The 25,569-nt window shown below is 51.7% G+C and carries 20 protein-coding genes; 13 read left to right on the top strand and 7 right to left on the bottom strand.

The window, feature by feature from the left end; all coding sequences use genetic code 11:
* The first annotated feature begins 14 nt into the window (after nucleotides 1-14).
* Nucleotides 15-941 (top strand): methylisocitrate lyase, encoded by a 927-nt coding sequence (gene prpB / locus JET16_RS02930; protein WP_199614078.1) that lies wholly within the window; start codon nucleotides 15-17, stop codon nucleotides 939-941.
* Between the two features lie 4 nt (nucleotides 942-945).
* On the opposite strand, the gene JET16_RS02925 is transcribed toward prpB, so the two are convergent.
* Nucleotides 946-1,674, bottom strand: coding sequence for a FadR/GntR family transcriptional regulator (locus JET16_RS02925; RefSeq protein WP_199614077.1), 729 nt, complete (start codon nucleotides 1,672-1,674; stop codon nucleotides 946-948).
* A 254-nt stretch (nucleotides 1,675-1,928) separates the two neighbouring features.
* On the opposite strand from JET16_RS02925, the gene JET16_RS02920 reads away from it, so the two are divergent.
* The 4 genes from JET16_RS02920 (at nucleotide 1,929) to JET16_RS02905 (ending at nucleotide 5,502) form a co-directional block, all read left to right on the top strand.
* Nucleotides 1,929-3,077, top strand: coding sequence for an NAD-dependent epimerase/dehydratase family protein (locus JET16_RS02920; protein WP_199614076.1), 1,149 nt, complete (start codon nucleotides 1,929-1,931; stop codon nucleotides 3,075-3,077).
* Between the two features lie 10 nt (nucleotides 3,078-3,087).
* Nucleotides 3,088-4,233, top strand: coding sequence for a glycosyltransferase family 4 protein (locus JET16_RS02915; protein ID WP_199614075.1), 1,146 nt, complete (start codon nucleotides 3,088-3,090; stop codon nucleotides 4,231-4,233).
* On the top strand, nucleotides 4,226-4,696 hold the full coding sequence (locus JET16_RS02910) for a GtrA family protein (RefSeq protein WP_199614074.1): 471 nt from the start codon (nucleotides 4,226-4,228) through the stop codon (nucleotides 4,694-4,696). Before JET16_RS02915 ends, JET16_RS02910 begins: the two co-directional genes overlap by 8 nt.
* Nucleotides 4,697-4,785: 89 nt before the next feature.
* A complete protein-coding gene (locus JET16_RS02905; RefSeq protein ID WP_199614284.1) occupies nucleotides 4,786-5,502 on the top strand; it encodes a DUF421 domain-containing protein in 717 nt (238 codons plus the stop codon).
* Nucleotides 5,503-5,556: 54 nt separating this feature from the next.
* Here JET16_RS02905 and JET16_RS02900 read toward each other — a convergent pair whose 3' ends face one another.
* From JET16_RS02900 to JET16_RS02875, 6 genes are all read right to left on the bottom strand, one after another.
* Nucleotides 5,557-6,921, bottom strand: coding sequence for an ABC transporter substrate-binding protein (locus tag JET16_RS02900; protein WP_199614073.1), 1,365 nt, complete (start codon nucleotides 6,919-6,921; stop codon nucleotides 5,557-5,559).
* Nucleotides 6,922-6,950: 29 nt separating this feature from the next.
* Entirely contained in the window at nucleotides 6,951-8,273 is a 1,323-nt protein-coding gene (locus JET16_RS02895) for a prolipoprotein diacylglyceryl transferase (protein WP_199614072.1), read from the bottom strand.
* Between the two features lie 166 nt (nucleotides 8,274-8,439).
* Entirely contained in the window at nucleotides 8,440-9,627 is a 1,188-nt protein-coding gene (locus JET16_RS02890; protein WP_325176595.1) for a copper amine oxidase N-terminal domain-containing protein, read from the bottom strand.
* A 62-nt stretch (nucleotides 9,628-9,689) separates the two neighbouring features.
* Entirely contained in the window at nucleotides 9,690-10,652 is a 963-nt protein-coding gene (locus JET16_RS02885) for a copper amine oxidase N-terminal domain-containing protein (RefSeq protein ID WP_199614071.1), read from the bottom strand.
* Nucleotides 10,594-10,911 carry a copper amine oxidase N-terminal domain-containing protein gene (locus JET16_RS02880; protein ID WP_199614070.1) on the bottom strand — a complete coding sequence of 106 codons (318 nt, stop codon included), beginning with the start codon at nucleotides 10,909-10,911 and terminating at the stop codon, nucleotides 10,594-10,596. Before JET16_RS02880 ends, JET16_RS02885 begins: the two co-directional genes overlap by 59 nt.
* Nucleotides 10,908-11,171, bottom strand: coding sequence for a copper amine oxidase N-terminal domain-containing protein (locus JET16_RS02875; RefSeq protein ID WP_233531020.1), 264 nt, complete (start codon nucleotides 11,169-11,171; stop codon nucleotides 10,908-10,910). Before JET16_RS02875 ends, JET16_RS02880 begins: the two co-directional genes overlap by 4 nt.
* A gap of 281 nt (nucleotides 11,172-11,452) precedes the next feature.
* Here JET16_RS02875 and dapA point away from each other — a divergent pair, with 281 nt between their 5' ends.
* The 8 genes from dapA to JET16_RS02835 all read left to right on the top strand — a co-directional run bounded on the left by dapA (nucleotide 11,453) and on the right by JET16_RS02835 (nucleotide 25,516).
* Nucleotides 11,453-12,358, top strand: coding sequence for a 4-hydroxy-tetrahydrodipicolinate synthase (gene dapA, locus JET16_RS02870; RefSeq protein WP_199614069.1), 906 nt, complete (start codon nucleotides 11,453-11,455; stop codon nucleotides 12,356-12,358).
* Nucleotides 12,355-13,524: an iron-containing alcohol dehydrogenase gene (locus JET16_RS02865; RefSeq protein WP_199614068.1), complete on the top strand. Its 1,170-nt coding sequence runs from the start codon at nucleotides 12,355-12,357 to the stop codon at nucleotides 13,522-13,524. The genes dapA and JET16_RS02865 overlap by 4 nt, the downstream gene beginning before the upstream one ends.
* Before the next feature lie 52 nt (nucleotides 13,525-13,576).
* A complete protein-coding gene (locus JET16_RS02860; RefSeq protein ID WP_199614067.1) occupies nucleotides 13,577-16,261 on the top strand; it encodes an alpha-L-rhamnosidase in 2,685 nt (894 codons plus the stop codon).
* Nucleotides 16,254-17,552: an alpha-L-fucosidase gene (locus tag JET16_RS02855; RefSeq protein WP_199614066.1), complete on the top strand. Its 1,299-nt coding sequence runs from the start codon at nucleotides 16,254-16,256 to the stop codon at nucleotides 17,550-17,552. Before JET16_RS02860 ends, JET16_RS02855 begins: the two co-directional genes overlap by 8 nt.
* A gap of 22 nt (nucleotides 17,553-17,574) precedes the next feature.
* Nucleotides 17,575-20,286 carry a hypothetical protein gene (locus tag JET16_RS02850; RefSeq protein ID WP_199614065.1) on the top strand — a complete coding sequence of 904 codons (2,712 nt, stop codon included), beginning with the start codon at nucleotides 17,575-17,577 and terminating at the stop codon, nucleotides 20,284-20,286.
* A gap of 48 nt (nucleotides 20,287-20,334) precedes the next feature.
* The gene (locus tag JET16_RS02845) at nucleotides 20,335-22,062 is read left to right on the top strand and encodes a glycoside hydrolase family protein (RefSeq protein ID WP_199614064.1); all 1,728 of its coding nucleotides are present in this window, start codon (nucleotides 20,335-20,337) and stop codon (nucleotides 22,060-22,062) included.
* A 78-nt stretch (nucleotides 22,063-22,140) separates the two neighbouring features.
* Nucleotides 22,141-24,501 carry a glycoside hydrolase family 95 protein gene (locus JET16_RS02840; protein WP_199614063.1) on the top strand — a complete coding sequence of 787 codons (2,361 nt, stop codon included), beginning with the start codon at nucleotides 22,141-22,143 and terminating at the stop codon, nucleotides 24,499-24,501.
* Nucleotides 24,502-24,538: 37 nt separating this feature from the next.
* Entirely contained in the window at nucleotides 24,539-25,516 is a 978-nt protein-coding gene (locus JET16_RS02835) for a sialidase family protein (RefSeq protein WP_199614062.1), read from the top strand.
* Nucleotides 25,517-25,569 lie beyond the last annotated feature (53 nt).

Here is a 25,569-nt window from a genome sequence, read left to right as displayed (position 1 = left end):
ACCGGAGGTAGCGTATGTCGTGGCTGATTGAAGAAGAAGCGGAACAGAGGCAGCTGGCGGAGCAATTTAGAAAACTTGTTTGCAGCGGATCGATTGTAAAAATTCCCGGTACGCACGACGGGATGGCGGCTAGAATTGCAAAGCAATTTGACTTTAGAGCGATCTATCTTTCCGGAGCCGCATATACGGCAAGCCGAGGTTTGCCGGATTTGGGCTTGATCTATTCGAACGAGGTGGCGGAGCGTGCCCGCGAGCTGGTGCGCGCTTCGGGCCTTCCCGTGCTTGTTGACATCGATACGGGCTTCGGAGGGATATTGAATGTCGCCCGGACCGCAAAGGAGATGGTCGAGGCGAAGGCGGCAGCGGTGCAAATCGAGGATCAGGAAATGCCGAAGAAGTGCGGACACTTGAACGGGAAGAAGCTGATTCCGGCAGAAGAAATGGTTCAAAAAATTCGTACGATCAAAGAAGTGAGTCCTACGCTTTATGTAATCGCCCGGACGGATGCGAAGAGCGTGGAGGGGATCGATTCGGCGATCGAAAGGGCTCATCGATATATTGAGGCGGGCGCGGACGGCATATTCCCGGAAGCGTTGGAAAGCGAAGAGGAGTTCAAACTCTTCAGCGCCGCCGTACATTGTCCGCTGCTTGCAAACATGACCGAATTCGGCAGGACTCCGTACTATACCGCGGAGCAATTTGAAAGCTGGGGATATCGCATGGTCATCTATCCCGTCTCATCTTTGCGGGTGGCCGCGAAGGCATACGAAAGAGTTTTCGCGGAAATCGGCGCAATCGGCACACAATCCGGATCGTTGAATGATATGCAAACCCGCGCGGAGCTGTATAAGACGATTCGATATTATGATTACGAGAAATTGGACGGAAAAATTGCAAAGACCGCGCTGCCGGCAAATCCGATCTCGGAGGACGACGGGTAGCGTATTAATTAACGTCCATACCTTCAACGGATACTCTCGCCATTTCGTTTCTAATATGCGTAATGTGTTGTTGCATAAGTTCTTTGGCACGGGAGGCGTCCTTCAATGCGATGGCAAGATAAATTTCTTTATGTTCATTCAGTGTGGCTTGAAATTGTCCTTCTTGCTTAAACCGGTAATGCCGGCAAACTCGAATCGTATCTTTCATCTGTTCTCTGAATGTTTGAATCAATTTTATGAACACCGAGTTATGTGTGGCTTGAGCGATATAGAAATGAAATTGCGAGTCGGTGATATAGCCTAACTCCTCGTTATGTTCCGCTTTGGACATTTCGTCGAGACATTTGCGCATATGCTCCAAATCCGCGGAGGTCGCTTTTTGTGCCGCAATATACGCGCATTCGGCTTCAAGCACCATGCGGACCTCCAGCATTTCGTACAGTAATTTTTCGTCGACTTTGTAATTCGATTCGGATAAGCTGTCCAACACGGATTGAATTTCCGACGATCGGATGAAAGTACCGTCGCCGTGCCTGACTTCTACGACGCCATTGCTCTCAAGAACCCGAAGCGCTTCTCTGATCGACGTTCTGCTAACGTTAAACCTGGCCGCCAATTCTCTCTCTGGCGGAAGTTTACTTCCGGGTTTAAATTCTCCGTTATCGAATGATTGTTTTATATGGTTAAAAATGATTTGGTATACTTTTTGGCTTTTCGACGGCTCGGACCTCATATAAGACCACCTCATAACTTAATAATACGCTGCCGGAATAGGGGATAGCAAAAAAACAATCCGTAAGAAACGTCAACGTTGTTTGCCTCGAAATTGTCTTATAAATCTCGCATATTATGAGTGAACTTGATATTCATAAAAAAAAGTATAAAAATAAAAATACAATAAAAATATTTCCAATTTTTATACTTTATTAATAATTGGATGTTACTTTGTTGTATGGATACGAATTATTTCAATTGCGGAGGTTTCATATGAGAATTATTGTTGCAGGCGGGGACGGTTTTTGCGGATGGCCGACAGCTCTCTATCTTTCACAAAGAGGTCATGATGTGACAATTATCGACAATCTAGCAAGGCGAAAATGGGACAAAGAGCTTCGTTCCAATTCGCTAACGCCGATTTCTTCCCTTGAGGAGCGGGTGAACCGATGGAAGGAATTAACGGGAAAGACCATACGTACATATATTGGAGACTTGAATCACTATGATTTTTTGCGAGAAGTGATGCGCCAAGCGCAGCCGGAAGCTTTCGTGCATTTCGCCGAACAGCGTTCGGCGCCGTATTCGATGATCGACCGCGAGCACGCGATTTTCACGCAGGTAAACAATGTAGTCGGTACATTGAACGTTGCTTACGCCATCCGTGAAATGGCTCCGGACTGTCATCTCATCAAGCTTGGAACGATGGGAGAATACGGTCAACCGAACATCGACATCGAGGAAGGCTACATCGAAATTGAACATAACGGCAGGAAAGACGTGCTTCCGTTCCCGAAACAGCCGGGCTCGTTCTATCATTTATCCAAAGTTCATGACAGTTATAATTTAATGTTTATATGCCGCGTCTGGGGTCTTCGCGTCACCGACTTGAACCAAGGCATTGTTTACGGACTTCATACCGAGGAAACCAAACTTGATCCGGCGCTGTCCAATCGGTTGGATTACGACGCCGTCTTCGGAACGGCGCTTAACCGTTTCTTGATCCAAGCGGCGATCGGCCATGATTTGACCGTTTACGGCAGCGGCGGCCAAACCCGCGGTTTCCTTAACATAACGGATACGGTTCGCTGTATTGAAATTACGGCGGAAAATCCGGCCGATCAGGGAGAGTTCCGAGTATTTAACCAATTTACCGAAGAATTCTCAGTTTTGGATTTGGCCAAGATGGTGAAACGGGTAGCGGAACAAGAAGGGTTTACCGTCAACATTACCCATCTGGAAAATCCGCGTATCGAGAAGGAGTCGCATTATTATAACGCCAAAAACACCAAACTTCAGGACCTCGGTCTGCAGCCGAATTTACTCACGGATGACGTGCTTAGTGAAATCTTCCGGTCTGTAGTAATACATAAAGATCGAGTTATATCGGAGAATGTACTTCCGAACGTCAACTGGAGTTGATAGCGATATTATGAAAATTGCTATCGTAACCGAAACGTTCTATCCTTCGACTGACGGTGTCGTAACGCGGTTAACCTCGACCGTCCGTTGGCTGCTCAAACAAGGGCACAAGGTGATGGTTATCGCCCCGGACCAAGGAATTACCGATTTTGAAGGTGCGACCGTATGCGGTATTCCTTCGTTTCGGTTTTTCTTATACAAAGACCTAAAACTTTCTTTACCGTCACCGGCAGTCGGCAAAGCTTTGCGGACATTCGATCCGGATATCGTGCATGTCGCGAATCCGGCGATGCTTGGAGTTGCAGGCGTGTGGTTCGGACGGCGCTGGCCGATGATCGCATCTTATCATACGAACGTTCCTCAGTATGCCGATTTTTATAAACTGCCATGGTTAAAGCCGATCCTGTGGACGTACTTGCGATTGCTGCATAACCGGGCAGATATAAATTTATGCACGTCGAACTCGGTGTTGGAGGAACTAACCGCCCGCGGTTTTAAGAATGTCCGGCTTTGGAATCGCGGAGTGAATGTCGGAATATTTGGAGAGAATCACAGGTGCGAGGAGATGAGGAGACTGCTTTCCGGCGGAGAGCCGGATAAGCGCCTTCTGCTATATGTCGGACGATTGGCTGCGGAAAAGGAGATTGAACGAATTCGGGACGTGTTATCCGCGTCCGACGACACCCGGCTGGCCATAGTAGGGGATGGCCCTCACCGCAAGCAGCTGGAGGCTATTTTCGCCGGCACGCGCACGACATTCACCGGATTTCTTCATGGAGAACAACTCGCGAAAGCTTATGCATCCAGCGACGTATTCGTCTTTCCGTCCACTACGGAAACCCTTGGTTTAGTGCTGCTCGAAGCAATGGTGTCCGGTTTGCCCGTCATTGCCGCAGCAAGCGGTCCGACCCGGGAGCAAATTGAAAATGGGAAAACCGGCTTCTTGTTCAATCCAGCGAAAACGAACGATTTCGTGCATACAGTGCTCACGGCGCTTCGTGACGAACGGCTTTTGCGCGAGGTAGGGGAGCAAGCTCGTCAAGCGGCGCTCGCGTACGGTTGGGACGGACCGAGTTTACAGTTGTTGGGGTTTTATACGGCCGCGTTGAATACGAAAACACGCTTCGCTAGCCGGGTAAGGGAAAGAGATGCCTAGCACCGGGAAAGATAATTGGGTTTCGGTATTCTCCTTTATCGTCATAGGCGGAGCGAATGCTCTAGTAGATTTCGGTATATTGAATTTGCTGCTGTGGATTCGACCTGCAACCGATCCGACTTGGCTAACCGTATACAATACCATTGCATACGTTTCTGCCGTTACAAACAGCTACATTTGGAATTCGCGAATTACGTTTCATCGCCGGGCTACCTTTCGCATTCGTGAAAAATTCGGGTTTGCGCTTCAAGCCGGTTTTGCTCTCTTGATCGGCAACGTCATATTCCTATTAGGTTACTCTTACTTAAGCTCAAATTCATGGAGCATACCTTCGTGGACGCAATACAACGTCGCGAAAGGATTGTCCACGGCGATATCTTCGGCTTGCAGTTATTTTCTAATGAAATATGTCGTTTTCGTGAGAGACCACGGAAACAAAAGCGATCTGTCAATACGCAGGTAATCAAGAGACATGTATGTTTGCGGAATTGCAGGGAAACATAACTACTGTTATTTTTTTCCTCAAACATACAGGCGAGGTATCGTATTGTGATGGAAACAATCAAAGACATATTAATTATTTACGGCCGGATCATTACCATCTTTCCCTTAGTACTGATAATCGCATTATTTATGGGCAGAAGGTCCATCGGAGAATTGCCGGTATTTGATTTTCTTATCATTGTTTCACTGGGCTCGATTGTCGGAGCCGATATCGCCGATCCTAGAATCGAACATATCCCTACCGCCTTTGCGGTCGCGGGCGTTGGCTTGCTGCAAAAATCGGTTTCCACGCTGGTAGTTAAGAACCGCCGATTTGGCAAATGGGTTACGTTCGAACCGATTGTAGTCGTTAAGGATGGCAAGATCATTGTAAATAACTTAAAAAAAGTAAAGTACTCGATCGATAATATTTTACAAATGCTTAGAGAAAACGACGTGTTTGATATCGCCGCCGTCGATACGGCCGTACTTGAAGCTAGCGGCAAGCTGACGGTTCACAAAAAAACGGAAAAAGCTGCGGTCACTGCCGAGGACCTGGGAATTACAAAAACGGAATCCGGTATTTCGTATGCCGTTATAATGGAAGGCCGAATCGAACAGGGGACGGTGAATGAGCTTAACTTGGATGAAGTTTGGATCTTAAACCAAATCAGCGAAAAAGGTCTCCAACTCAAGGACATATTTTTGGCCACCATAAACGACAAGAGAGAGATGAATATCACCATACAAAATCAAAACATATCGCCGCGCCCTCTGCACCATTGACATGCGAAAACCGCCTTTTCAGGCGGTTTTTTCAAATTTAATATGACATGCTGTCTACTGCCACTTCCACCAGTCGCCGCCGGCTTCCTTCAATAATTTCGTCTCGTCGATCTGCCTGTTCATTTCTTCCTCCACGATGCGCAGCGCCGTTACGTTGTCTTTCGACTCCTCGAAGATCAGCGGCTGGAATATTTGCGCCACTTTCGGATCTATGAACGTCAATCCCGGTTTGCGGGGAGCCGGAACGGCATGCTGTAGGGCAAAAATATTTTGTACGCTTTTACCTTGCAATTCCGGCACGTTTTGCCCAAATACCTGAACAACCTGTTCGCTGTTCATCGGACTGACGACGCCCTGTTTGGCTCTTTCCATCTGCACCTCCTCGGAAAGCAGATAAGCGATCACTTGAAACGCCAAGTCTTTCTTATTGGACTGATTAGTGATGAACAAACCGTTCATATTCGGTTGATATTTCGAGCCGGGAGATTCGGGGAATACGGGAACCGCCGCGAAATCGAAGTTCAAATCGGGATATTCGCGGGCCCATTTGACGACATTTTCCACGACATCCACAGACATGGCCATTTTTCCTTGCGGAAAGTAAGTGGTCGATGTGAACTGATTGCCCTTAATGTCATAAAACCGCCTGATGTTATTCACCAGCTTCATCCATGTGTCCGTTGTAATATAAGCCCTGTCTTCTTCCGGGTGAAGCGCTGGCGCGGAGAGCTGGTTAAACTGCATGTAATGGCTGGGGTGCTGCTGGTACCCTTTGTATGTAATATCTCCGTCTTGACGGCTCAGTTTTTTCGCTAACTCGTAAGCTTCATCATATGTCATGCCGGATTCCGGATAATCTTCGCCGAATTTATCGAAGATGTCTTTGTTGTAAACAAGCACGTAATCGTTGATTTCAAAAGGAAGCGAGTATGTGCCTCCGTTCGACGCGTTCGCAACAGCCTGCATGGCAGCCGGACTAAGTACCGAGGAGTCGAAATTATATTTTTTGATCAGGTCGGACATATCGTGCTCCAGCTTGAATCTGCCGATCAATCGGGTCGTGTTCCGGCGGACATCCTCAAGCACGATGTCGGGAATCGTTCCTTTAGCGATCAAATCCTCATATCTTGTACCGTCGTTCCAGTGGATATGCTTGATTTTAATGTCGGGAAACTTCTTTCTGATATATTGTCCGATCAGTTTCTCGAAATTTTCTTCCTCTTCATAGATTTTGTTTTGCGCCGTATAGAAAAATAACTCGTCTTCCGGCGTATTGTTGATCACCGTGCCGGATTCGTCTTCGGAAGCTTCGCCTCCGGAATCGCCGGCGGTTTGGTTGCTTCCGCCGAAACAGCCGGAAACGATAACCGCGAGCGCCAATAGGGAGGTGCGCGCTGCCAGGATAAAGCTTTTAGTCATTGGAAAATTCCCCTTCCATATAAATACCGTTACGGATTCTCCGGAGTTTGCAAAGCCCATATGACGATATTGGAGAGAACTTTCCACCCGTCTTCGGTCAATTGTTGTTGCAATCCGATGCTGCCGAAAGCATATGCGATGCGTGCCGGCACTTCTGTGCCGTCGTCCGCTTTCGATCCTTTCTCATAAGCGTAAATGTATGCATCTTTCGGTTGTCCAGCCACGGTTGCGATCACCTTCGCGTTTTTTCCCGTTTTCTGGCCGGAAACACCCAACTGTTTAATCTTTTCCTTATCCTCATCGACCTTCCTGAACACTTCTACTTCTCCGGAGAAACCTGCTGCAACCGGATGTTTCGAGTCTTTAAAGGCGATGGATCTTATTTTTTCCGAAGTTGATTCTTCATCGTCAGGATCGGCGTTCGGATCCGGCGGGGGAGCGAGACGAATGCCCGCCATGCCTTGTCTCTTGCCGTAAATTTGCGGCACGTCGAGGCCTTTCATTTGACCGTCCTTAACAAACTTCTCGTTTAAGGTCGGGCTGAAGTAGACGATATCATATTGTTTGAGCTTTTCTACGGAGATTTGCTTTTCATCTACCAGCGTCACCTTCAATCCGAGAACCATCATGCGTTTCGCAATTGCCGCATCTTCCTGGGCTTTGCCTCCGGTCCGGCCGACAATGGCCATTTTCTTTCCCTTGGGAGAAACTTGCTTTGCCGCCGTCTCCGCCGGTTTCGTCGAAGTGTCGTTATCCGGCGGCGTCTGCGTATTCGTGTCTTCGGTTTCCGCCGGTTTCGTTGAAGCGTCGTTATCCGGAGGCATCTGTGTGTTCTTATCTTCGGTTTCCGCCGGTTTCGTCGTTGAAGTGTCGTTATCCGGCGGCGTCTGTTTATTCTTATCTTCGGTTTCCGTCGGTTTCGTTGAAGTTTCCTTATCCGGTGTCTGCGTATCCTTATTGTCGTCAGTTTCCGCCGGCTTCGTTGAAGTTTCCTTATCCGGTGTCTGCGTATCCTTATTGTCATCGGTTTCGGCAGGTTTGGTTGAAGTGTCGTTTTCCGCGGTCTGCGAATCGTTGTCGCCGGTTTCAGCCGGTTCCTCCGCACCGTTATCATCCGTTGCAGCATTGTTATCGGCCGTTTGCGTATCATTGCCGCCGGTTTCGTCAGGTTCAGCGGCAGTATCGCTATCCGTCGATTGCGGATTACTTTCCCCGGCTTCCGGTGCAGCCGTTTCCGTATCCGTAACTTCCGAAGCGCCGTCGTCAGCTTCCTGCGAGGGTTGATTTGAAGAGCATGCGATCACCGAAACCGTCATTAAAGCGATAAAAAGAAACGTATGGAACTTTTTCATTGAGTATATCCCTCCATATGGTAGTTTTCCACACCCGTGCGGAATCGCCGCCAAGTCAACCTTCCCAACATCAATTATTTAGTAGAAAGGCCGCCCCTCAGCAGAGTGGAACCGCTTTGAAGGAGGCAGCCTCTTTCGACCAATGAAAGGCTTTATAAACTAAGCGTTATTTCTGTTCCGGTTTTTGCAAGGCCCATATGACGATGTTGTTGAGAATCTTCCAGCCGTTCTCGGTTAATTGCTTATGGAATCCGATGTTTCCGATAGCGTACGCGATGCGCGCGGGCACGACGGTGCCGTCATCCGCTTTCGATCCTTTCTCGTAAACGTAAATATACGGTTTGTCCGGCTGGCCGGCAACGGTTGCGATCACCTTGGCATTTTTTCCGATTGGAATGTTGCCGCCGACACTCAATTGGGTCATTTTTTCCTTTTCTTCATCGACTTTCCTGAATATTTCTACTTTTCCGGAAAAACCGGCAGCGATCGGATGCTTGGAGTCTTTAAACGTAATTGATCTTATTTTTTCCGAAGCTGGGGTATTGTCGTCCGGATCCTCGTCCCGATCCTCCGTATTATTCGGATCCGGAGGGGGAGCCAGACGAATGCCCGCCATGCCTTGTCTTTTGCCGTAAATTTGCGGTACATCGAGACCTTTCATCTGACCGTCCTTCACATACTTCTCGTTCACGGTCGGAGAGAAATAGACGATGTCATACTCTTTGAGCATTTTAACGGTGGCTTGTTTTTCGTCCACAAGCGTGACCTTCATGCCGAGAACCATAAACCGTTTCGCGACTGCGTTATCTTCCTCGGCTTTTCCTCCGGTTCGGCCGACAATGGCCATTTTCTTCCCTTTCAGGGAAACCGGAGTCGTCTTAATATTGGTTGAACTTCCGCCGTTATTGCCGGAGGTACCGGACCAAATGTTGATGGTCGATACCGACCCAATGCTATTGAATGTGACCTCATATCCGCTGTTCTCTGAGACGAAGCGAAGCGGCACCATTGTGCTGTTGTTGACAATCTGAGAAGGAACATCCAGGGAAACGAGCTTTCCATTGACCTTCGCCTGTGTGCTGTTGATCGTTAATTGAATCGTAAGATTTCCTTTTGTTCCAGTTGCTCGCTGCAAGGCATCGCTCCATTTCACATTAAATCCAAGGGTTTCAAACAGCTTGCGGAACGGAACGAGTGTGCGGCCGTCTATCATAGCTGGTTGTGCGTCGTCAAATTGGATCTGCTCACCGTTGAAATAAACTTGGACCTCCGTTGCTGCTGAAGCAGCGTTGGCAACGGAAACCATCGATACGGCCATGAAAACGATCATGAGACTCATTAGAAATTTTTTCACTGATCTTATCCCCTCATATGAATGAATCTTCGGACAATGGACGGCTTTTTATGTTTTTCCGGTTATTGTTTTTGCAGGGCCCAAACGATAATGTTGGTGAAAATCTTCCATCCGTCATCGGTTAATTGCTTGTGGAATCCGATGGCTCCGAAAGCGTACGCGATGCGTGCGGGCACGACGCTGCCGTCATCCGCTTTCGATCCTTTCTCGTAGAGGTAAATGTACGGTTCGTTCGGTTTGCCTTCGACGGTTGCGACCACTTTCGCATTTTTTCCCATTTTTGTGCCGGCAACCCCAAGCTGTATCATGTTGTCCTTCTTTTCATCAACCTTCCTGAACACTTCTACTTTTGAGGGGGAACTGAGACCGACTGCGAACGGATGTTTAGGGTCCTTAAAGGAAATGAATCTTGTTTTTTCCTTTTCTTCTTCCTCGTCGTCCCCATCTTCTTCCGGCTTCAGAGGAGGAGCCAGACTAATGCCGGCCATACCTTGTCTCTTGCCGTAAATTTGCGGCTTGTCGAGACCTTTCATTTGACCGTCCTTGACATACTTTTCGTTCACGGTCGGAGAGAAATAGACGATGTCATATTCTTTGAGCAATTTAACGGTGGCTTGTTTTTCATCCACAAGTGTGACCTTCATGCCGAGAACCATAAACCGTTTCGCGACTGCGTTATCTTCCTCGGCTTGTCCTCTGGTTCGGCCGACGATGGCCATTTTCTTTCCTTTCAGGGAAACCGGAGTCGTCTTAATATTGGTTGAACTTCCGCCGTTATTGCCGGAGGTACCGGACCCAATGTTGATGGTCGATACCGACCCATTGCTATCGAATGTGACCTCATATCCGCTGTTCTCTGAGACGAAGCGAAGCGGCACCATTGTGCTGTTGTTCACAATCTGAGAAGGAACATCCAGGGAAACGAGCTTTCCATTGACCTTCGCCTGCTTGCTGTTGATCGTTAATTCAATCGTAAGATTTCCTTTTGTTCCAGTTGCTTGCTGCTGGGCATCGCTCCATTTCACATTNGAATGTGACCTCATATCCGCTGTTCTCTGAGACGAAGCGAAGCGGCACCATTGTGCTGTTGTTGACAATCTGAGAAGGAACATCCAGGGAAACGAGCTTTCCATTGACCTTCGCCTGTGTGCTGTTGATCGTTAATTGAATCGTAAGATTTCCTTTTGTTCCAGTTGCTCGCTGCAAGGCATCGCTCCATTTCACATTAAATCCAAGGGTTTCAAACAGCTTGCGGAACGGAACGAGTGTGCGGCCGTCTATCATAGCTGGTTGTNCGCCTGCTTGCTGTTGATCGTTAATTCAATCGTAAGATTTCCTTTTGTTCCAGTTGCTTGCTGCTGGGCATCGCTCCATTTCACATTAAATCCAAGGGTTTCAAACAGCTTGCGGAACGGAACAAGTGTGCGGCCGTCTAATATAGCTGGTTGTGCGTCGTCAAATTGGATCTGCTCACCGTTGAAATAAACTTGAACCTCCGTTGCTGCTGAAGCAGCGTTGGCAACGGAAACTAACGAAACGGCCATGAAAACGATCATGAGACACATAAGAAACCTTTTCACTGATCTTATCTCCGCCTTTCAATAAAATAAAATTAAAAGCGCTTACAAATTACAATCCTATTGTATAAAAAGCGGTTCTCTCATTTATAGGTGTTTAATTCCATAATTATAGGTTGTTTGTTTCTACTTGCCGACCGCCCCGGACGATGGGAAGAAGGGATAAATAACCTATAAACGTGGAACGAATCCCCTATGACTGCCAACCGTTTTAGTAATAAATTGAAAGCACGAAGGAGTGGATGATCATGCAGCGAGTCGAAGGGGTTATTCCGGTACTGATCACGCCGTTTACTGAAAAACATGAGTTGAATGAACCCGTGGTGCGTCGTTTCGTCAACCGTTTTATTGACGCGGGGGTAGACGGACTGTTTTGTTTGGGGACGAACGGGGAGTTCTTCTCGTTAACGATGGAAGAGAAAATTCATATCGTCGAGATCGTTGTAGACGAAACGAAAGGGAGAGTGCCGGTTTATGCGGGCACAGGGGGGATCGGCACCAAAGAAGTCGCGAACTTGTCGGAGAAGATGGAAGCGGCCGGAGCGGATGCGCTGTCGATTATTACGCCGTACTTTCTGCCGTTAACCCAACATGAATTAATTAACCACTACAGAAGCGTGGCTTCATGGACGTCGCTGCCGATCGTCCTGTACAATTTTCCGGCCCGAACGGGACTCCATCTGGAACCGAAGACAGTGGCCGCGTTATCGGATATTTCGAATATCGTAGGAATTAAAGACAGCAGCGGCAATTTTGACATGATCCTACAATATATTCACGCAACGGGACCGGATTTTTCCGTGCTGGCCGGATCTGATTCTTTATTGTTATGGACGTTGATGGCCGGCGGTAAAGGAGGGGTAAGCGGCTCGGCGAATGTCGTTCCGGAGCTGATCACGGCGATTTATTCCCATTGGAGGAACGGAGAGTTGGGCGCGGCGAAGGAAGCGCAAAGCTTGCTGCGTCCGCTGTCGGAAGCATATAAACAAGCAACGCTGCCTTCCGTGTTCAAGGAAGCTATGAATCTGATGGGACTGCAAGCCGGCCCGTGCCGGCCGCCGATCGCTCCGCCGGATCCCTCCTTGAAAGAAACGTTAAGAAACCTGCTCCGGCACTATAAAAAAATGGGCTATATAAAGGAAGAAATACAATGAGCGCAGCGGTAAGCCATTCGGTATTCCGCACGAGCGAATGCATCATTGCCGGGAACGGCAGTCTCTCTATGCTGGGGAAACGTCTTGCGGGAATCGGGAATGTCCGAAACGTCCTGATCATCAGCTCTCCCAGCATACATAAACAGGGATTTGTTGCGGATATCCGCCGCCAGCTCCGCAATGAGGGGATCGGTTCGGATGAGCTGACCGGCATACGGCCTGAACCGACGGCAGATCAATTGGAGCAGCTGCACCGGTCGATAGAAGGGGAGCCGTTCGATGTTTATATCGGAATCGGCGGTGGCAGCGTGCTCGATGCGGCAAAGCTGCTGTCCGTTCTTCGAACGAACCGCCGGAGCATCCGCGATATGCTTGGCATCGACCGCGTGGAAAAACCGGGCGTCCCGACCGTCTTGATTCCGACCACTTCGGGAACCGGATCGGAAGTTACTCCTAATGCGATCGTCACTTTGCCGGACGAATCGCTGAAAGTCGGCGCGGTCAGCAGCTACTTGCTCCCGCGAATCGCTTTGTTGGATCCGGAATTGACGCTTACGCTTCCACGGGATGTGACGGCTGCAACGGGAGTCGATGCGCTCACCCATGCGTTGGAATCTTATATTTGCAATAAAGCAAATCCGATCAGCGATATGATGGCGCTGGAGTCGATCCGGAAAATATCCGGCAGCTTGCTCGCCGCTTATGACAACGGAACCGACTTGAAAGCAAGAGAGGAAATGCTCTATGGATCCATGTTCGGCGGAATGGCCTTGACTTCGGCGGGTACGGCGGCAGTGCACGCTTTAGCCTATCCGCTCGGCGGAAAGTTTCATATATCACACGGTCTGTCCAATGCGATGCTGCTTCCGCACGTGATGCGATACCAGATCGGCTCCATAACCGGGAAGCTGCAGCGGGTCGCGGAAGCAATGGGGCTGGACACAGCGGGTTTATCCGCATCCGAATCGGCGGAGCGTGTGATTGAAACGATGGAACTTTGGTTGAAACGATTGAATATTCCCCGGAGTTTGCGGCAATTCGGCGTTTCGGATGAGCACTTGGACGATTTGGCCGATTCGGCTTCCAAAGTGACGCGGCTGTTGAACAACAATCCCAAAACGCTTTCGGTACAAGACATGAAAGCGATATACGCAAAGCTGCTTTAAATCGATAAATGCAAGTCCAATACAAGCATGACGGGAGGAATCGAAAAAAATTATGAATGTTTCACGTTTAAAAACCGAATATTGCGAAAATCCATTAGGCATCGATACTACAAATCCCCGGTTAAGCTGGATCTTAGAATCGGCGGAGTACGGCCAGAAGCAAACGGCTTATCGAATATTGACGGCTTCCCGTCCCGAATTGCTGAACGAAGACGCGGCCGATATGTGGGACAGCGGGAAAGTGCCGTCCGATCAGTCCGTCCATATCGTATATGAAGGCAAGGCGCTGGAATCGAACCGGACATATTATTGGAAGGTCAGAATTTGGGATAAAGACGGCAACGTGTCGTCATGGAGCAGATCAGCCTCTTGGTCGATGGGGTTTCTGCGGCAAAGCGAATGGAAAGCCCGCTGGATCGGCAGAAAAAAGCGGCATGATACGGAGCTTCCGCCGTCCCCGTATTTCCGGAAAACAGTGGCGATCGAGAAGGAGGTTCGCCGCGCTTTCATATATGCGTCTGCATTGGGCTTATACGAACTGCACATCAACGGGGAAAGAATCGGAAACGACCGCTTCGCACCCGGTTGGACCGATTACAATATCAGAGTTCAATATCAGACTTACGACGCGGCGGCATTTTTGCATAAAGGAAACAATGTGCTGGGAGCCGTATTGGGTACGGGATGGTACGCAGGGCATGTGGGAATGTTCGGTAACAATGTATACGGGGACAACCCATTTTTGCTCCTTGAGCTGCATATCGAGTACGAGGACGGATCCGTCGAGCGTGTTGTGACCGACGAGTCGTGGAAGACGACGGCCGGACCGATCCTGTACTCGGATATCATCAAAGGCGAATCGTACGATGCCCGCCTGGAGCCGGAACGCTGGAAGCTCGACGGGTTTGACGATTCGGCTTGGGAAACTCCCGTCGTATTGGATCGTTACGATGGAAGCCTTACGTCGCAAGCGGATCCGCCCGTTCGGGTCATGAAGGAATTGCTGCCTGTCAGTATGCGCAAAACTCCGCGGAATACGTACATTTTCGATATGGGTCAAAATATGGTCGGCTGGGTCCGGCTTCAAGTGGAAAACGGTGTCGAGGGTCAGGAAATAACCGTCACTTATGCGGAAATGATGAGCGATGAGCACACGCTGTACCTCGATAACTTGAGAAAAGCGGTTCAGCGGAACAAGTACATCATACGAGGCGGCGAGGTTGAATATTTCGAACCTCATTTTACGTTTCACGGATTTCGTTATGTTGAAGTAGCCGGTCTGACGGCTCCTCCTACTTTGCAGACGGTCATCGGCAAAGCGGTTCATTCCGCGACGGAGCAAACGGGCTGGCTGGAAACTTCGAGCGTCATGCTCAACAAGCTTCACAGCAATATCATGTGGGGGCAGCGCGGCAACTTCCTCAGCGTCCCGACCGATTGCCCGCAGCGCGACGAGAGGCTCGGATGGACGGGAGACGCGCAAATATTCGCCCGCACGTCGAGCTTCAATATGGATGTCGCCCGCTTCTTTACAAAGTATATGACCGACCTGATCGACGCCCAACGCCCGTCCGGAGCGTTTCCCGATGTAGCGCCGGATGCCGGATGGGAAGCGTTCAAGCTCCGTAATGAAAAATTGAACTGGCTCGCTCCCGATAACGGCGGGTGGGGCGATGCCGGTATCATCATTCCTTGGACGGTATACCAGATGTACGGGGACAAACGCATATTGGAACGGTGCTATTCCGCCATGGTCAAATGGGTGGAATATTTGAAATCGAACACGAACGGCCTGATCCGTCCGGGTTACTCCAACTACGGCGACTGGCTTTCCATCAACGCGGATACGCCGAAAGACGTGCTGGATACCGCATACTTCGCCTACAGCACCGATCTTCTGGCAAAATCCGCGAAAGCGCTCGGTTATACCGAGGATGCCTTCAAGTATGGGGCTTTGTTTAAAGATATCAAACATGCTTTCTCCGACGCTTTCGTCGGCGCGGACGGACGCATCAAAGGCGATACGCAGACGGTGTACGCGCTCGCACTGAAGATGAACCTGCTGCTTAACGAAAAGCAAAGGGAATTGGCATTATCGCATTTGACGGAAAACATTAAATCGCACGGAGACCATTTATCGACGGGGTTTCTTGGAGTCGGCTATCTGCTTTCCGCTCTCACCGAGGGCGGAAGAGACGATGTCGCTTATACTTTGTTAAATCAAGATTCGTTCCCATCCTGGCTTTATTCCATCAAGCACGGGGCAACGACGATATGGGAACGGTGGGACGGATGGACGGAGACGAACGGGTTCCAAACTCCGGAGATGAATTCGTTCAATCATTACTCGTTGGGTTCCGTAGGCGAATGGATGTATCAGAACATTCTGGGGATCGCAACGGATACGGAGCAGCCGGGCTTCAAGCATATCGAAATTCATCCGCGGATAGGCGGGGGACTGACTTATGCCAAAGGCGAGTTCCATTCGGTGTATGGAAAGATCGGGGTGGATTGGAAGCTGGATCGCGATAGTTTCGCATTGAATGTCGCCATTCCGGCAAACGCGTCCGCCACGATTTATGTGCCGGGGACGGTGATCGAAACGGATGAAAGCCGGACGGAGGAAGTCCGTTATGTCGGCTCGCGGCACGGTAAAGCCTTATACCGGACCGGTTCCGGAAGCTATACGTTCATATCCCGGTTGCAACCGGTTAAGGGGGCTAAGGACAATGTTTGAGGTTAAAAAAACGGCCGGTGACAGCTCCTGGTTCGTTCATGACCGGTTCGGGCTGTTTATCCACTGGGGACTGTATTCGTTAGGCGCTAGGCACGAGTGGTTGAAATCGCGGGAGAAGATGACGGATGAGCGATACGATAAGTACTTCCGGCGATTTGACCCCGATTTGTACGATCCGGAGCTGTGGGCGGAGTACGCTTCCGGAGCCGGGATGAAATACTTCGTAATCACTACGAAACACCATGAGGGATTTTGTTTGTGGGACAGCAAGCTGACCGATTATAAGGCGCCGAATACGCCGGCCGGCCGCGATCTGCTGCGGCCGATAGTCGAAGCGTTTCGCGGACGCGGCATGAAGGTCGGGTTCTATTACTCTCTCATCGATTGGCATCATCCCCATTATACGGTAGATCCGAAGCACCCGCTTCGTCTCGATCCCAAGTTTATCGAGGAAAGCGGGAAGAGGGATTTTTACAAGTACAGGGAGTATTTGCTCGGACAGACGAAAGAGTTGTTGACGCAATTCGGAAAAGTAGATTTGATGTTCTACGATTTTTCTTTCCCGGGAGAAAACGGGTTACCGGGGAAAGGGAAGGACGATTGGGGCAGCGAACGGCTGGTCGGATTGATAAGGGAACTCCAACCGCATATTTTGCTGAACGACCGGCTGCAGGTCGGAGGAGACATTACGACGCCGGAGCAGTATATGCCGAAGGAATGGGTCAAAGCGGACGGTCAACGGGTGGTGTGGGAAACATGCCATACGTTCAGCGGCTCGTGGGGGTACCACCGCGACGAGGAAACGTGGAAGAGCGCGGAGACGCTGATCAAGATGCTGATCGATACGGTCGGCAAAGGGGGAAATCTGCTGCTTAATGTCGGTCCTACCGGACGCGGAGAGTTCGATGAACGCTCCTTAGAGCGGTTGAAGGGAATCGGCGAATGGATGAAGCGGCACGGCCGTTCGATATACGGATGCACGCAAGCGCCTGAATCGTATATTCGTCCTCAAGATTGCCGGTTAACTTACAATCCGGCGACGAACCGGATGTATGTGCACGTCTTCAGTTGGCCGTTCAAAAATATACATTTGCACGGATTTGCCGGCAAAGTGGAATATGCCCAATTGCTGAACGATTGTTCGGAAATCCGAATGCGGGAAGGCGCGGCCGAGAGCACGATGGCGGAAGGGGCTTTCCGGGAAGGCAGGGACGCGGAAACATTGACGTTGTCGCTTCCCGTGAAGAAGCCGGACGTCGCGGTGCCGGTTATCGAGCTGTTTCTGAAATAGTATGCAGGATGGAGGTACACCGATGAAAAGCGTCTGTCTCGGATACGACAGCAATCCCTCCCCGAGGGTGAGATACGGACTTGATCTGTTGAAAGCTGCTCTGCACGAATGCGGATATGCCGTACTTGAGGATACAACGCCCTGGGGGTGGGACCGGTACCGGTCAGTCCCGGGAATGAAGATTTACGCAGGAAACCGCAGCGAGTCGGAGTTTTTGCGGCAGCTGGAGGATCGTGATGTGCTGCTGTACCATACGGATGCACCCCGGGGAGAAGGTTTTTATATTGCGGCCAACCCCGGAGAATTGCTCACGGTTTCCGGCGGTAACGATACCGGCGTGCTCTATGGTTGTCAGGAGATCGCCCGCCGCGTACGCAACGCGGGACAGTTGCCGAAAGATTTCGCTTACGGGGACGCCCCGCGCTTTGCACTGCGGGGGCCGGCGATCGGCCTGCAGAAGACGACGGTCGAACCGCCCAGGCAAACGTACGAATACCCGATAACGCCGGACCGATTTCCATGGTTTTACGATCGTGATTTGTGGTTGGATTTTCTAGACATGCTCTTGGAAGAGCGCTGCAATGTGATCTATATATGGAGCGGCCACCCGTTCTCCTCCCTAGTGAAGCTGGAAGATTATCCGGAAGCGCTGGAGGTAACGGAGGAACAATTCGCCCTCAACGCGGATACGTTCCGGTGGCTGACGGAAGAAGCGGGCAGGCGGGGAATATGGGTCGTGCTAAAGTTTTACAACATCCACATTCCGCTGCCGTTCGCGCAGAAGCACGGGCTGAAGCTGCATCAGCCGAAGCCGCTGCCTTTAACGAGCGATTATTACAAGAAATCGCTCGCCGAATTCGTCCGCGCGTATCCGAACGCGGGGCTGATGGTATGCCTCGGGGAAGCGCTGCAGGGACAAATTTACGGCGTGGAGTGGTTCAACGAAACGATTTTGTCCGGCGTACTGGAAGGTTTGCGTGAGATGAATGCAAAGGAACTTCCGCCGATCATTCTTCGTTCGCACACGATCGACGCGAATAAAGTCGTTGAAGCGGCGCTGCCGCTGTATCCGAACTTGTATACGGAAGCGAAGTACAACGGGGAATCGTTGACGACCTGGACGCCGCGCGGCAAGTGGCAGGACATACACCGGCAGCTCGCTTCCCAACAATCGGTACATATCATCAATGTGCATATTCTAGCCAATCTTGAACCTTTCCGTTACGGATCGCCGTCATTCATCCAAAAGTGTATGCAGGCGGCTAAGTATCGCTTGAACGCGAACGGACTGCATCTATATCCGCTGTTTTTTTGGGATTGGCCGTATTCGCCCGACCGGGCGGAACCAAGATTGAGACAGATGGACCGGGATTGGATTTGGTTTGCGGCCTGGTTCCGTTACGCATGGAATCCCGATCGCGATCCGGATGCCGAACGTCACTTCTGGAGGGGGGCGCTCGGCCGCCGGTTCGGCGCTCCCGAAGCCGGCGCGGCGATTCTGGACGCATACGACGCGTTCGGGGAGTGCGCCCCGAAGCTGCTTCGGAGATTCGGCATTACCGAAGGAAACCGGCAAACGATGAGCTTGGGAATGACGATGAGCCAACTGACGAATCCGGACCGGCATATGCCATGGCCCGATTTATGGGAATCCCAATCGCCGGAGGGCGAACGTCTGGAAGAGTACGTTATGAAGGAACTGGCGGGCGAACCGCACGTAGGCGAGACGCCTCCGGAAACAATCGCCGATGCGGAGCGTCATGCAGAAGACGCCGCAGCTGCGATAGAGGAGGCGCGCGCATTCGTTACACTGGAGCGCGAAGAATTCGAACGGTTGGCCGGCGATGTGGAAGCGATTCGCCGCATGGTTTACTTCTATTCGCATAAAGTGAGAGCTGCGCTTGCCGTTCTGACGTATAAACATATGGCCAAAGGAAAATTTTTCAATCATGTGGAGCTGCTGGAGCAAGCGCTTACGCATCTCGAGAAAAGCGCCGAACATTACAGGAAACTCACGGAAATAACGGAAACGACGTATTTATACGCCAACAGCATGCAAACACCGCAGCGCAAAGTTCCGGTCCGGGACGGTTTCGCGTTCAGACATTGGAAAGACTGTTTGCCGCTGTACGAAACCGAGCTCGAGAAGTTCCGCACTCATGTCAATGAGCTTGCCTCCGCAATGTTGCCGGAGGCGCTCCAACGAAAGGAAGAACCAATATCCGCTTACCGGGAAGCACCGTTCACGCTGCATTCTTCTGACGCAGAGGCGTACGTAGTGGAGAAAGGCGGCTTCGCGTTCATGGACGGAGATACCCGCATTACCGGCTGTGCGGAAGAGCTGCACGGGTTGACGGGAATCCGCTTCAGCCAAATGAAGGCGGGCCGCTTGGGCTGCACGGTGGACATCGAACTGCCGCAGCCGTCGAAAGTAATGATCGGGTATTTCAACTCGAAGGACGAACAGTGGCTGCAGCCTCCGAGTTTGGAGGAAAACACGCACGCGGACGACCGCGGCGGATATATGCCGATATTGCGCAAAGGGCTGCGGTTGTTCGCCTATCCTTCGGTGAATGTACACGCCTACCGTTATGAGGCGGGGCGGCACACGCTCGATTTCGGCAAAGGGGCGTACCTCATCCTCGGTGTCATTCGCGACGACGAACAAATGCGGCCGCGGGACGTGGAACATAGAAACGACGGCATCGATACGCTCGATTGGCTGTATGAGTGAGCGCCGATGCAGTTCTCCGAAATTATAACGCATGGGAGTGATCGTGAAATGGCTGACAATCGACTGGTTCCCGACACATTGTTGTTGGAGGAGCGCGCCGGCTTCGCATTGAACGCGATGATCGGATTTGCCGATACGGAGTTTGGCGGCATTCCGTTCTTCGCCGGCAATTTGATGGAGAAACCCGCATTTTTAACGCACGGCGACTGGGATTACGGCTCAAGCCACGGCAGGCTGGTGGACGCGATGTGTTTGGCCCGCCATATGTCCGGGCTGGAGGACGGCAGAGATGTCGAGGAACAATACAGAAAAAATCTGCTTAGCTTTTTTAAAGAAGACGGGCTGAGCTATCGGCAAAGAAATCCGCATTTCAATTGGGAACCGAACGCAAATATGATCGACCAGCGCGCGGTCATCCTTGCATTGACGACTTGGTACATGGCGACAGGGGACGCGAAGGCGAAGGAAGCCGCGGACAAACACGTGGCGGCGCTCAAGCGGATTGCCGTCAAGGAACGGGACGTCTGGTATTATCCGGCCTCGGAATACAAAGAGGGCGGATGGCCTTCCGCCAACGGCGTGCAGCTTCGCCTCGCTCCCGACCCGGCGGCTTTCTGCGGTCGGTTGATCATGCCTCTGCTCAAATACCACGAAGTGACGGGAAATCCGGACGCGTACGAGCTGTGCGAATTTTTCTCGGCGCTCATCGTGCATCGAAGCGGCGTGTTTCTGCCGGACGGAAGCTTCAACGATTCGCTCGCATACCGAAGCGGCCATTTCCACACGAGAATCGGCACGTTGGACGCTTTGGCGAGATTCGCCATCTTCACGGGCGACGCATCGATCACTCATTTTGTCAAGAAAAGCTACGATTGGGCGTTGACCAAGTGCACTTCTTTCGGGTGGACTCCGGGCGACTTGCGGGAGCAGGCGTACGAGCATGAAACTTGTTCTTTGGTTGACCTGATTTCGTGCGGCATCGCGTTGGCCAGAAGCGGATATACCGAGTATTGGAGCGTTGTGGAACGTTTCCTACGCAACCATCTCGTCGAATCGCAGCTGCTCAATTTGGATTGGGTGGAGCAATCCGGCGACACATCGCGCGACATTCCGGGAGAGGTTTCGTACTACATGGCGGCTAAACGGGCCCGCGGGGCGTTTGCCGGGTATTCCGCGCCGAACGATTTTTGCTGCAATGTGAACTTCGGAAGAGGGCACACGAACGACCTGCAGATGTGCTGCATCGGATCGGGAACCCGCGGGTTGTTCATGGGCTGGAGCAACACCGTTACGGAACGGAACGGGACGGTCAGCGTGAATTTTCTGCTCAGCCGCGGCTCGCGCTGGCTCGATGTGAACAGTCATCTTCCGCATGAAGGGCGCGTCGAGCTTGACATCCGCCAAGACGTGCCGAGATTGTTAGTGCGCATTCCCGATTGGGCAGGTTACGCCAAAGTGAAAATCGAACGGCACCGGGACGGGGAGACGGAAGTGCAAACCGGAACGCAGCCGAGCATTTGGGTGAAACAGCGGTATTTATCGTTAGGGGAAGCCCGCTCCGGTGAACGCATCGTCATTGCGTTCCCGCTGCATCATTCCGTCACGACGGAAACAGCGATCCATCAACAATTCGAAGCGCATTGGCGTGGGGATACGGTCTACCGCATTGTCCCGGAAGGCGCCGAGCACCCGTTGTACAATCACCGCCGGATGCACGATAAAGCTCCGCTGCGGGAATACGGATACAGGCGTCCGGAACGGGAATTGGTTTGGTAGCGGCCGGGAGCCGGCTCGCTGCCGTCCGATACTGGACATAACTTATGACGGTTATAACGAGAGGAGGGAAACCGAAGCATGCCCGGCAACAAGTTATGGTACACGAAACCGGCTGCGCAGTGGATTGAGGCGCTGCCGCTCGGAAACGGACGTTTCGGCGGGATGGTGTTCGGCGGGACGCAACGCGAGCGGATCCAATTGAACGAGGACACGCTCTGGTCCGGGGAACCCCGCGATCCTGTCCGGTACGACGCGATACGGCATCTCGGCCGCGTCCGCGAAATGATATTTACGAAAAAATACGCGGAAGCGGAACAAATAATCGAAAATTACATGCAAGGGCCTTGGACAGAATCATATTTGCCGCTTGGTGATTTGGAGCTGATATTCGAAGGGAACGGCGAAATTACGGACTATCGCAGAGAATTGGATCTGGACGAAGGCGTCGTGCGGGTGTCCTACCGGCATGACGGAGCCGCTTGCAGCCGCGAAATATTCGTGTCCGCCGTAGATCAGGTGATGGCGGTGCGGCTGCACAGCGAGAAAAAACAATCGTTCACGGCGTTCCTGCACAGCCCGCTGCAATATTCCGTCCGTAAAGCATCCGTCAATCGGATCGCTATGTCGGGGCGCGCTCCGGTACATATGCTTCCGAATACGGTCAGAACGGAGGAGCCTGTTAGTTACGCGGATCAAAGAGGGATCGGGTTCGACGCCGTCCTGCACGTTTCGGCGGCAAACGGAAAGGTAGCGGTTAGCGGAAGCCAAATCAGCGTCAGCGGCGCAGGAGAGGTTATTCTGCTGCTAGCCGCTTCCACAAGCTTTAAAGGTTATGACAAAGAACCTTGCGCTTATGGGGAAAACTCCGCGCTGCAGTGCGAACGATGGCTGGAGAGAGCCGATGTTTTCGGATACGAAGCATTGAAAGACCGGCATATTTCCGAGCATGCACGGCTGTTTCGCAGAGTAACCCTTGATATTGACGGAGACGACAGAAGCGGATGGCCGACGGATGCCCGCATCGATGCCGTTAAGAAAGGCGAGAGCGATCCCGGACTTGCCGCTTTGTTCTTTCAATACGGAAGATACTTGCTTATGTCCGCCTCCCGTCCCGGTACTCAACCGGCGAATCTTCAGGGCATCTGGAACGATCGCATGCAGCCTCCATGGTGCTCCGCTTGGACGACCAATATTAATCTCGAAATGAACTATTGGCCGGCGGAAGTTTGCAATCTCGCGGAATGCCACCTTCCGTTGTTCGATTTAATCGACGATCTGAGAATCACCGGAAGCAAGGTCGCCAGCGTGCACTACGGCTGCCGGGGCTGGACCGCCCACCACAATATCGATATATGGAGAACCGCGACTCCCGGCGGCGGGTCTCCCAGCTGGGCATTCTGGCCGATGGCGGGAGCATGGTTATGCCAGCATTTATGGGAGCATTACGCATTCGGCCAGGATCAGGCTTTTCTTGAGAAATCGTACCCTGCCATGAAAGAAGCCGCGATGTTTTGTTTGGATTGGCTGGTGGAAGATGAAGACGGCTATTTGACAACCTGTCCGTCCACTTCTCCGGAAAATACATTCATCGCCGATGACGGTCAAACAAGCAGCGTTACCAAAGGTTCCACTATGGATTTGGCGCTCATCGCGCAGCTTTTCACTCATTGCATAGAAGCCAGCCGCATCCTGAACAAGGATGAAGCGTTCCGGCTCGAACTCGAGCTGGCGCAGTCGCGCATCCCGCCTTTCCGTATCGGCCGGTACGGCCAATTGCAGGAATGGGAAGAGGATTTCGACGAATGCGAACCGGGACACCGCCATATCGCGCATTTGTTCGCACTCCACCCCGGCGACCGGATTACGTTCCATCAACACCCCGAATTGGCCGCCGCATGCAAGAAATCGTTGGAACGGCGCCTTGAACACGGCGGCGGGCATACCGGATGGAGCTGCGCATGGCTGGTCAGCCTGTGGGCGCGGTTAAGGGAAGCCGGACCGGCTCACCGCTTCTTGATCGAACTGCTTTCCGGGTTGCATCCGAATATGATGAACGCCCACCGTCATCCGAAAGTGAAGATGAACATCTTCTCCATTGACGGAAATTTCGCCGGTACCGCCGGAATCGCGGAATTGCTGCTGCAGAGCCATGACGGTTCGATACACCTGCTGCCGTCCCTTCCGAAGCAATGGAGCCGGGGCGCCGTTAGAGGATTAAGAGCGCGCGGCGGTTACGAGGTCGATATGGAATGGGAAGACCGTTCACTTTCCCGCGCAGTCATTACTTCGATTTCCGGCGGCACGTGCCGGCTGCGGACGGCTCATCCCGTCCGGGTTCTTCTGGAGGGGCGCGGTATTGATTTCGAGCAGGCCGAACCGGGCCTCGTCGCTTTTCAAACTTGTTCCGGGCTACAATATGAAGTTGTCCCCCAGACATAAACGCGAAGGGACACGATAACAAATAAGGAGACGAACGATGAAATATGTTGATTGCGTCAAGGAATTTATCTTTGAGGATGACCGGCCTTTCCTAAGCTGTCATGCCTCCACCCTTGAGCTTCTGCCCGAAGGGGAAGTTATTGCCGCTTGGTTCGGCGGGACGAGAGAGCGGGCCGGCGACGTCGCGATTTGGACTTCAAGAAGGGAGAAGGGGGGATGGACTTCTCCGGTGAAAGTGGCCGATCAGGAAGGCGTTCCGCACTGGAATCCCGTACTGTTCGGAAGACGGGACGGAGTGCTGTTTCTATACTACAAGGTCGGACACAACATATCGGAATGGACAACGATGGTGATGCGGTCGCAGGACGGCGGCCGCACTTGGTCCATCCCCGTTCCATTGGTTGAAGGCGATATGACTGGCGGAAGAGGTCCGGTGAAAAACAAGCCGATCGTATTGCGCGACGGTACGATTCTCGCGCCGGCGTCCGTCGAACCCGATTGGGACGCGTTCGTCGATATTTCCTATGACGGCGGGGAAACGTGGATTCGCAGCGAAACGGTGCCGTTGGACCACAGCAGGTTGATTGGGAAAGGCATCATCCAGCCGGCTCTGTGGGAGTCCGCTCCAGGAGTCGTACATATGCTGACGCGAAGCACCGAAGGCGCGATTTACCGAAGCGATTCCACGGACGGAGGGCGAACCTGGTGTCCCGCGTATCCCACTTCGCTTCCGAACAATAACAGCGGAATCGATTTGGCCAAATTAGACAACGGCAATCTCGTCCTGGCCTATAATCCCGTACGGCCGGAAAGCGGTACGAAAGGCCCGCGGACTCCTCTCGTTATTCGTATTTCCGGCGATAACGGGCAAACGTGGGATCATGAATTCGAGCTGGACCGGGGTGAAAAACAATATTCGTACCCGGCGATCGTTGCAGATGGCAACGATATTTACGTCACGTATACATGGAGACGGGAGCGCATCGCATTTTGGAAAATATCTGTACGGAATTGAGTGCGATTGCCCTATAGTTGAAAACAAAACTACCATTAACAGGCAAAAAATCC

It is taken from the genome of Paenibacillus alkalitolerans (assembly GCF_016482785.1).
GTDB classification, from domain to species: Bacteria; Bacillota; Bacilli; order Paenibacillales; family YIM-B00363; genus Paenibacillus_AE; species Paenibacillus_AE alkalitolerans.
Note: the sequence above shows the minus strand (reverse complement) of the source record. Positions and strands in the feature narration are given on the sequence as shown.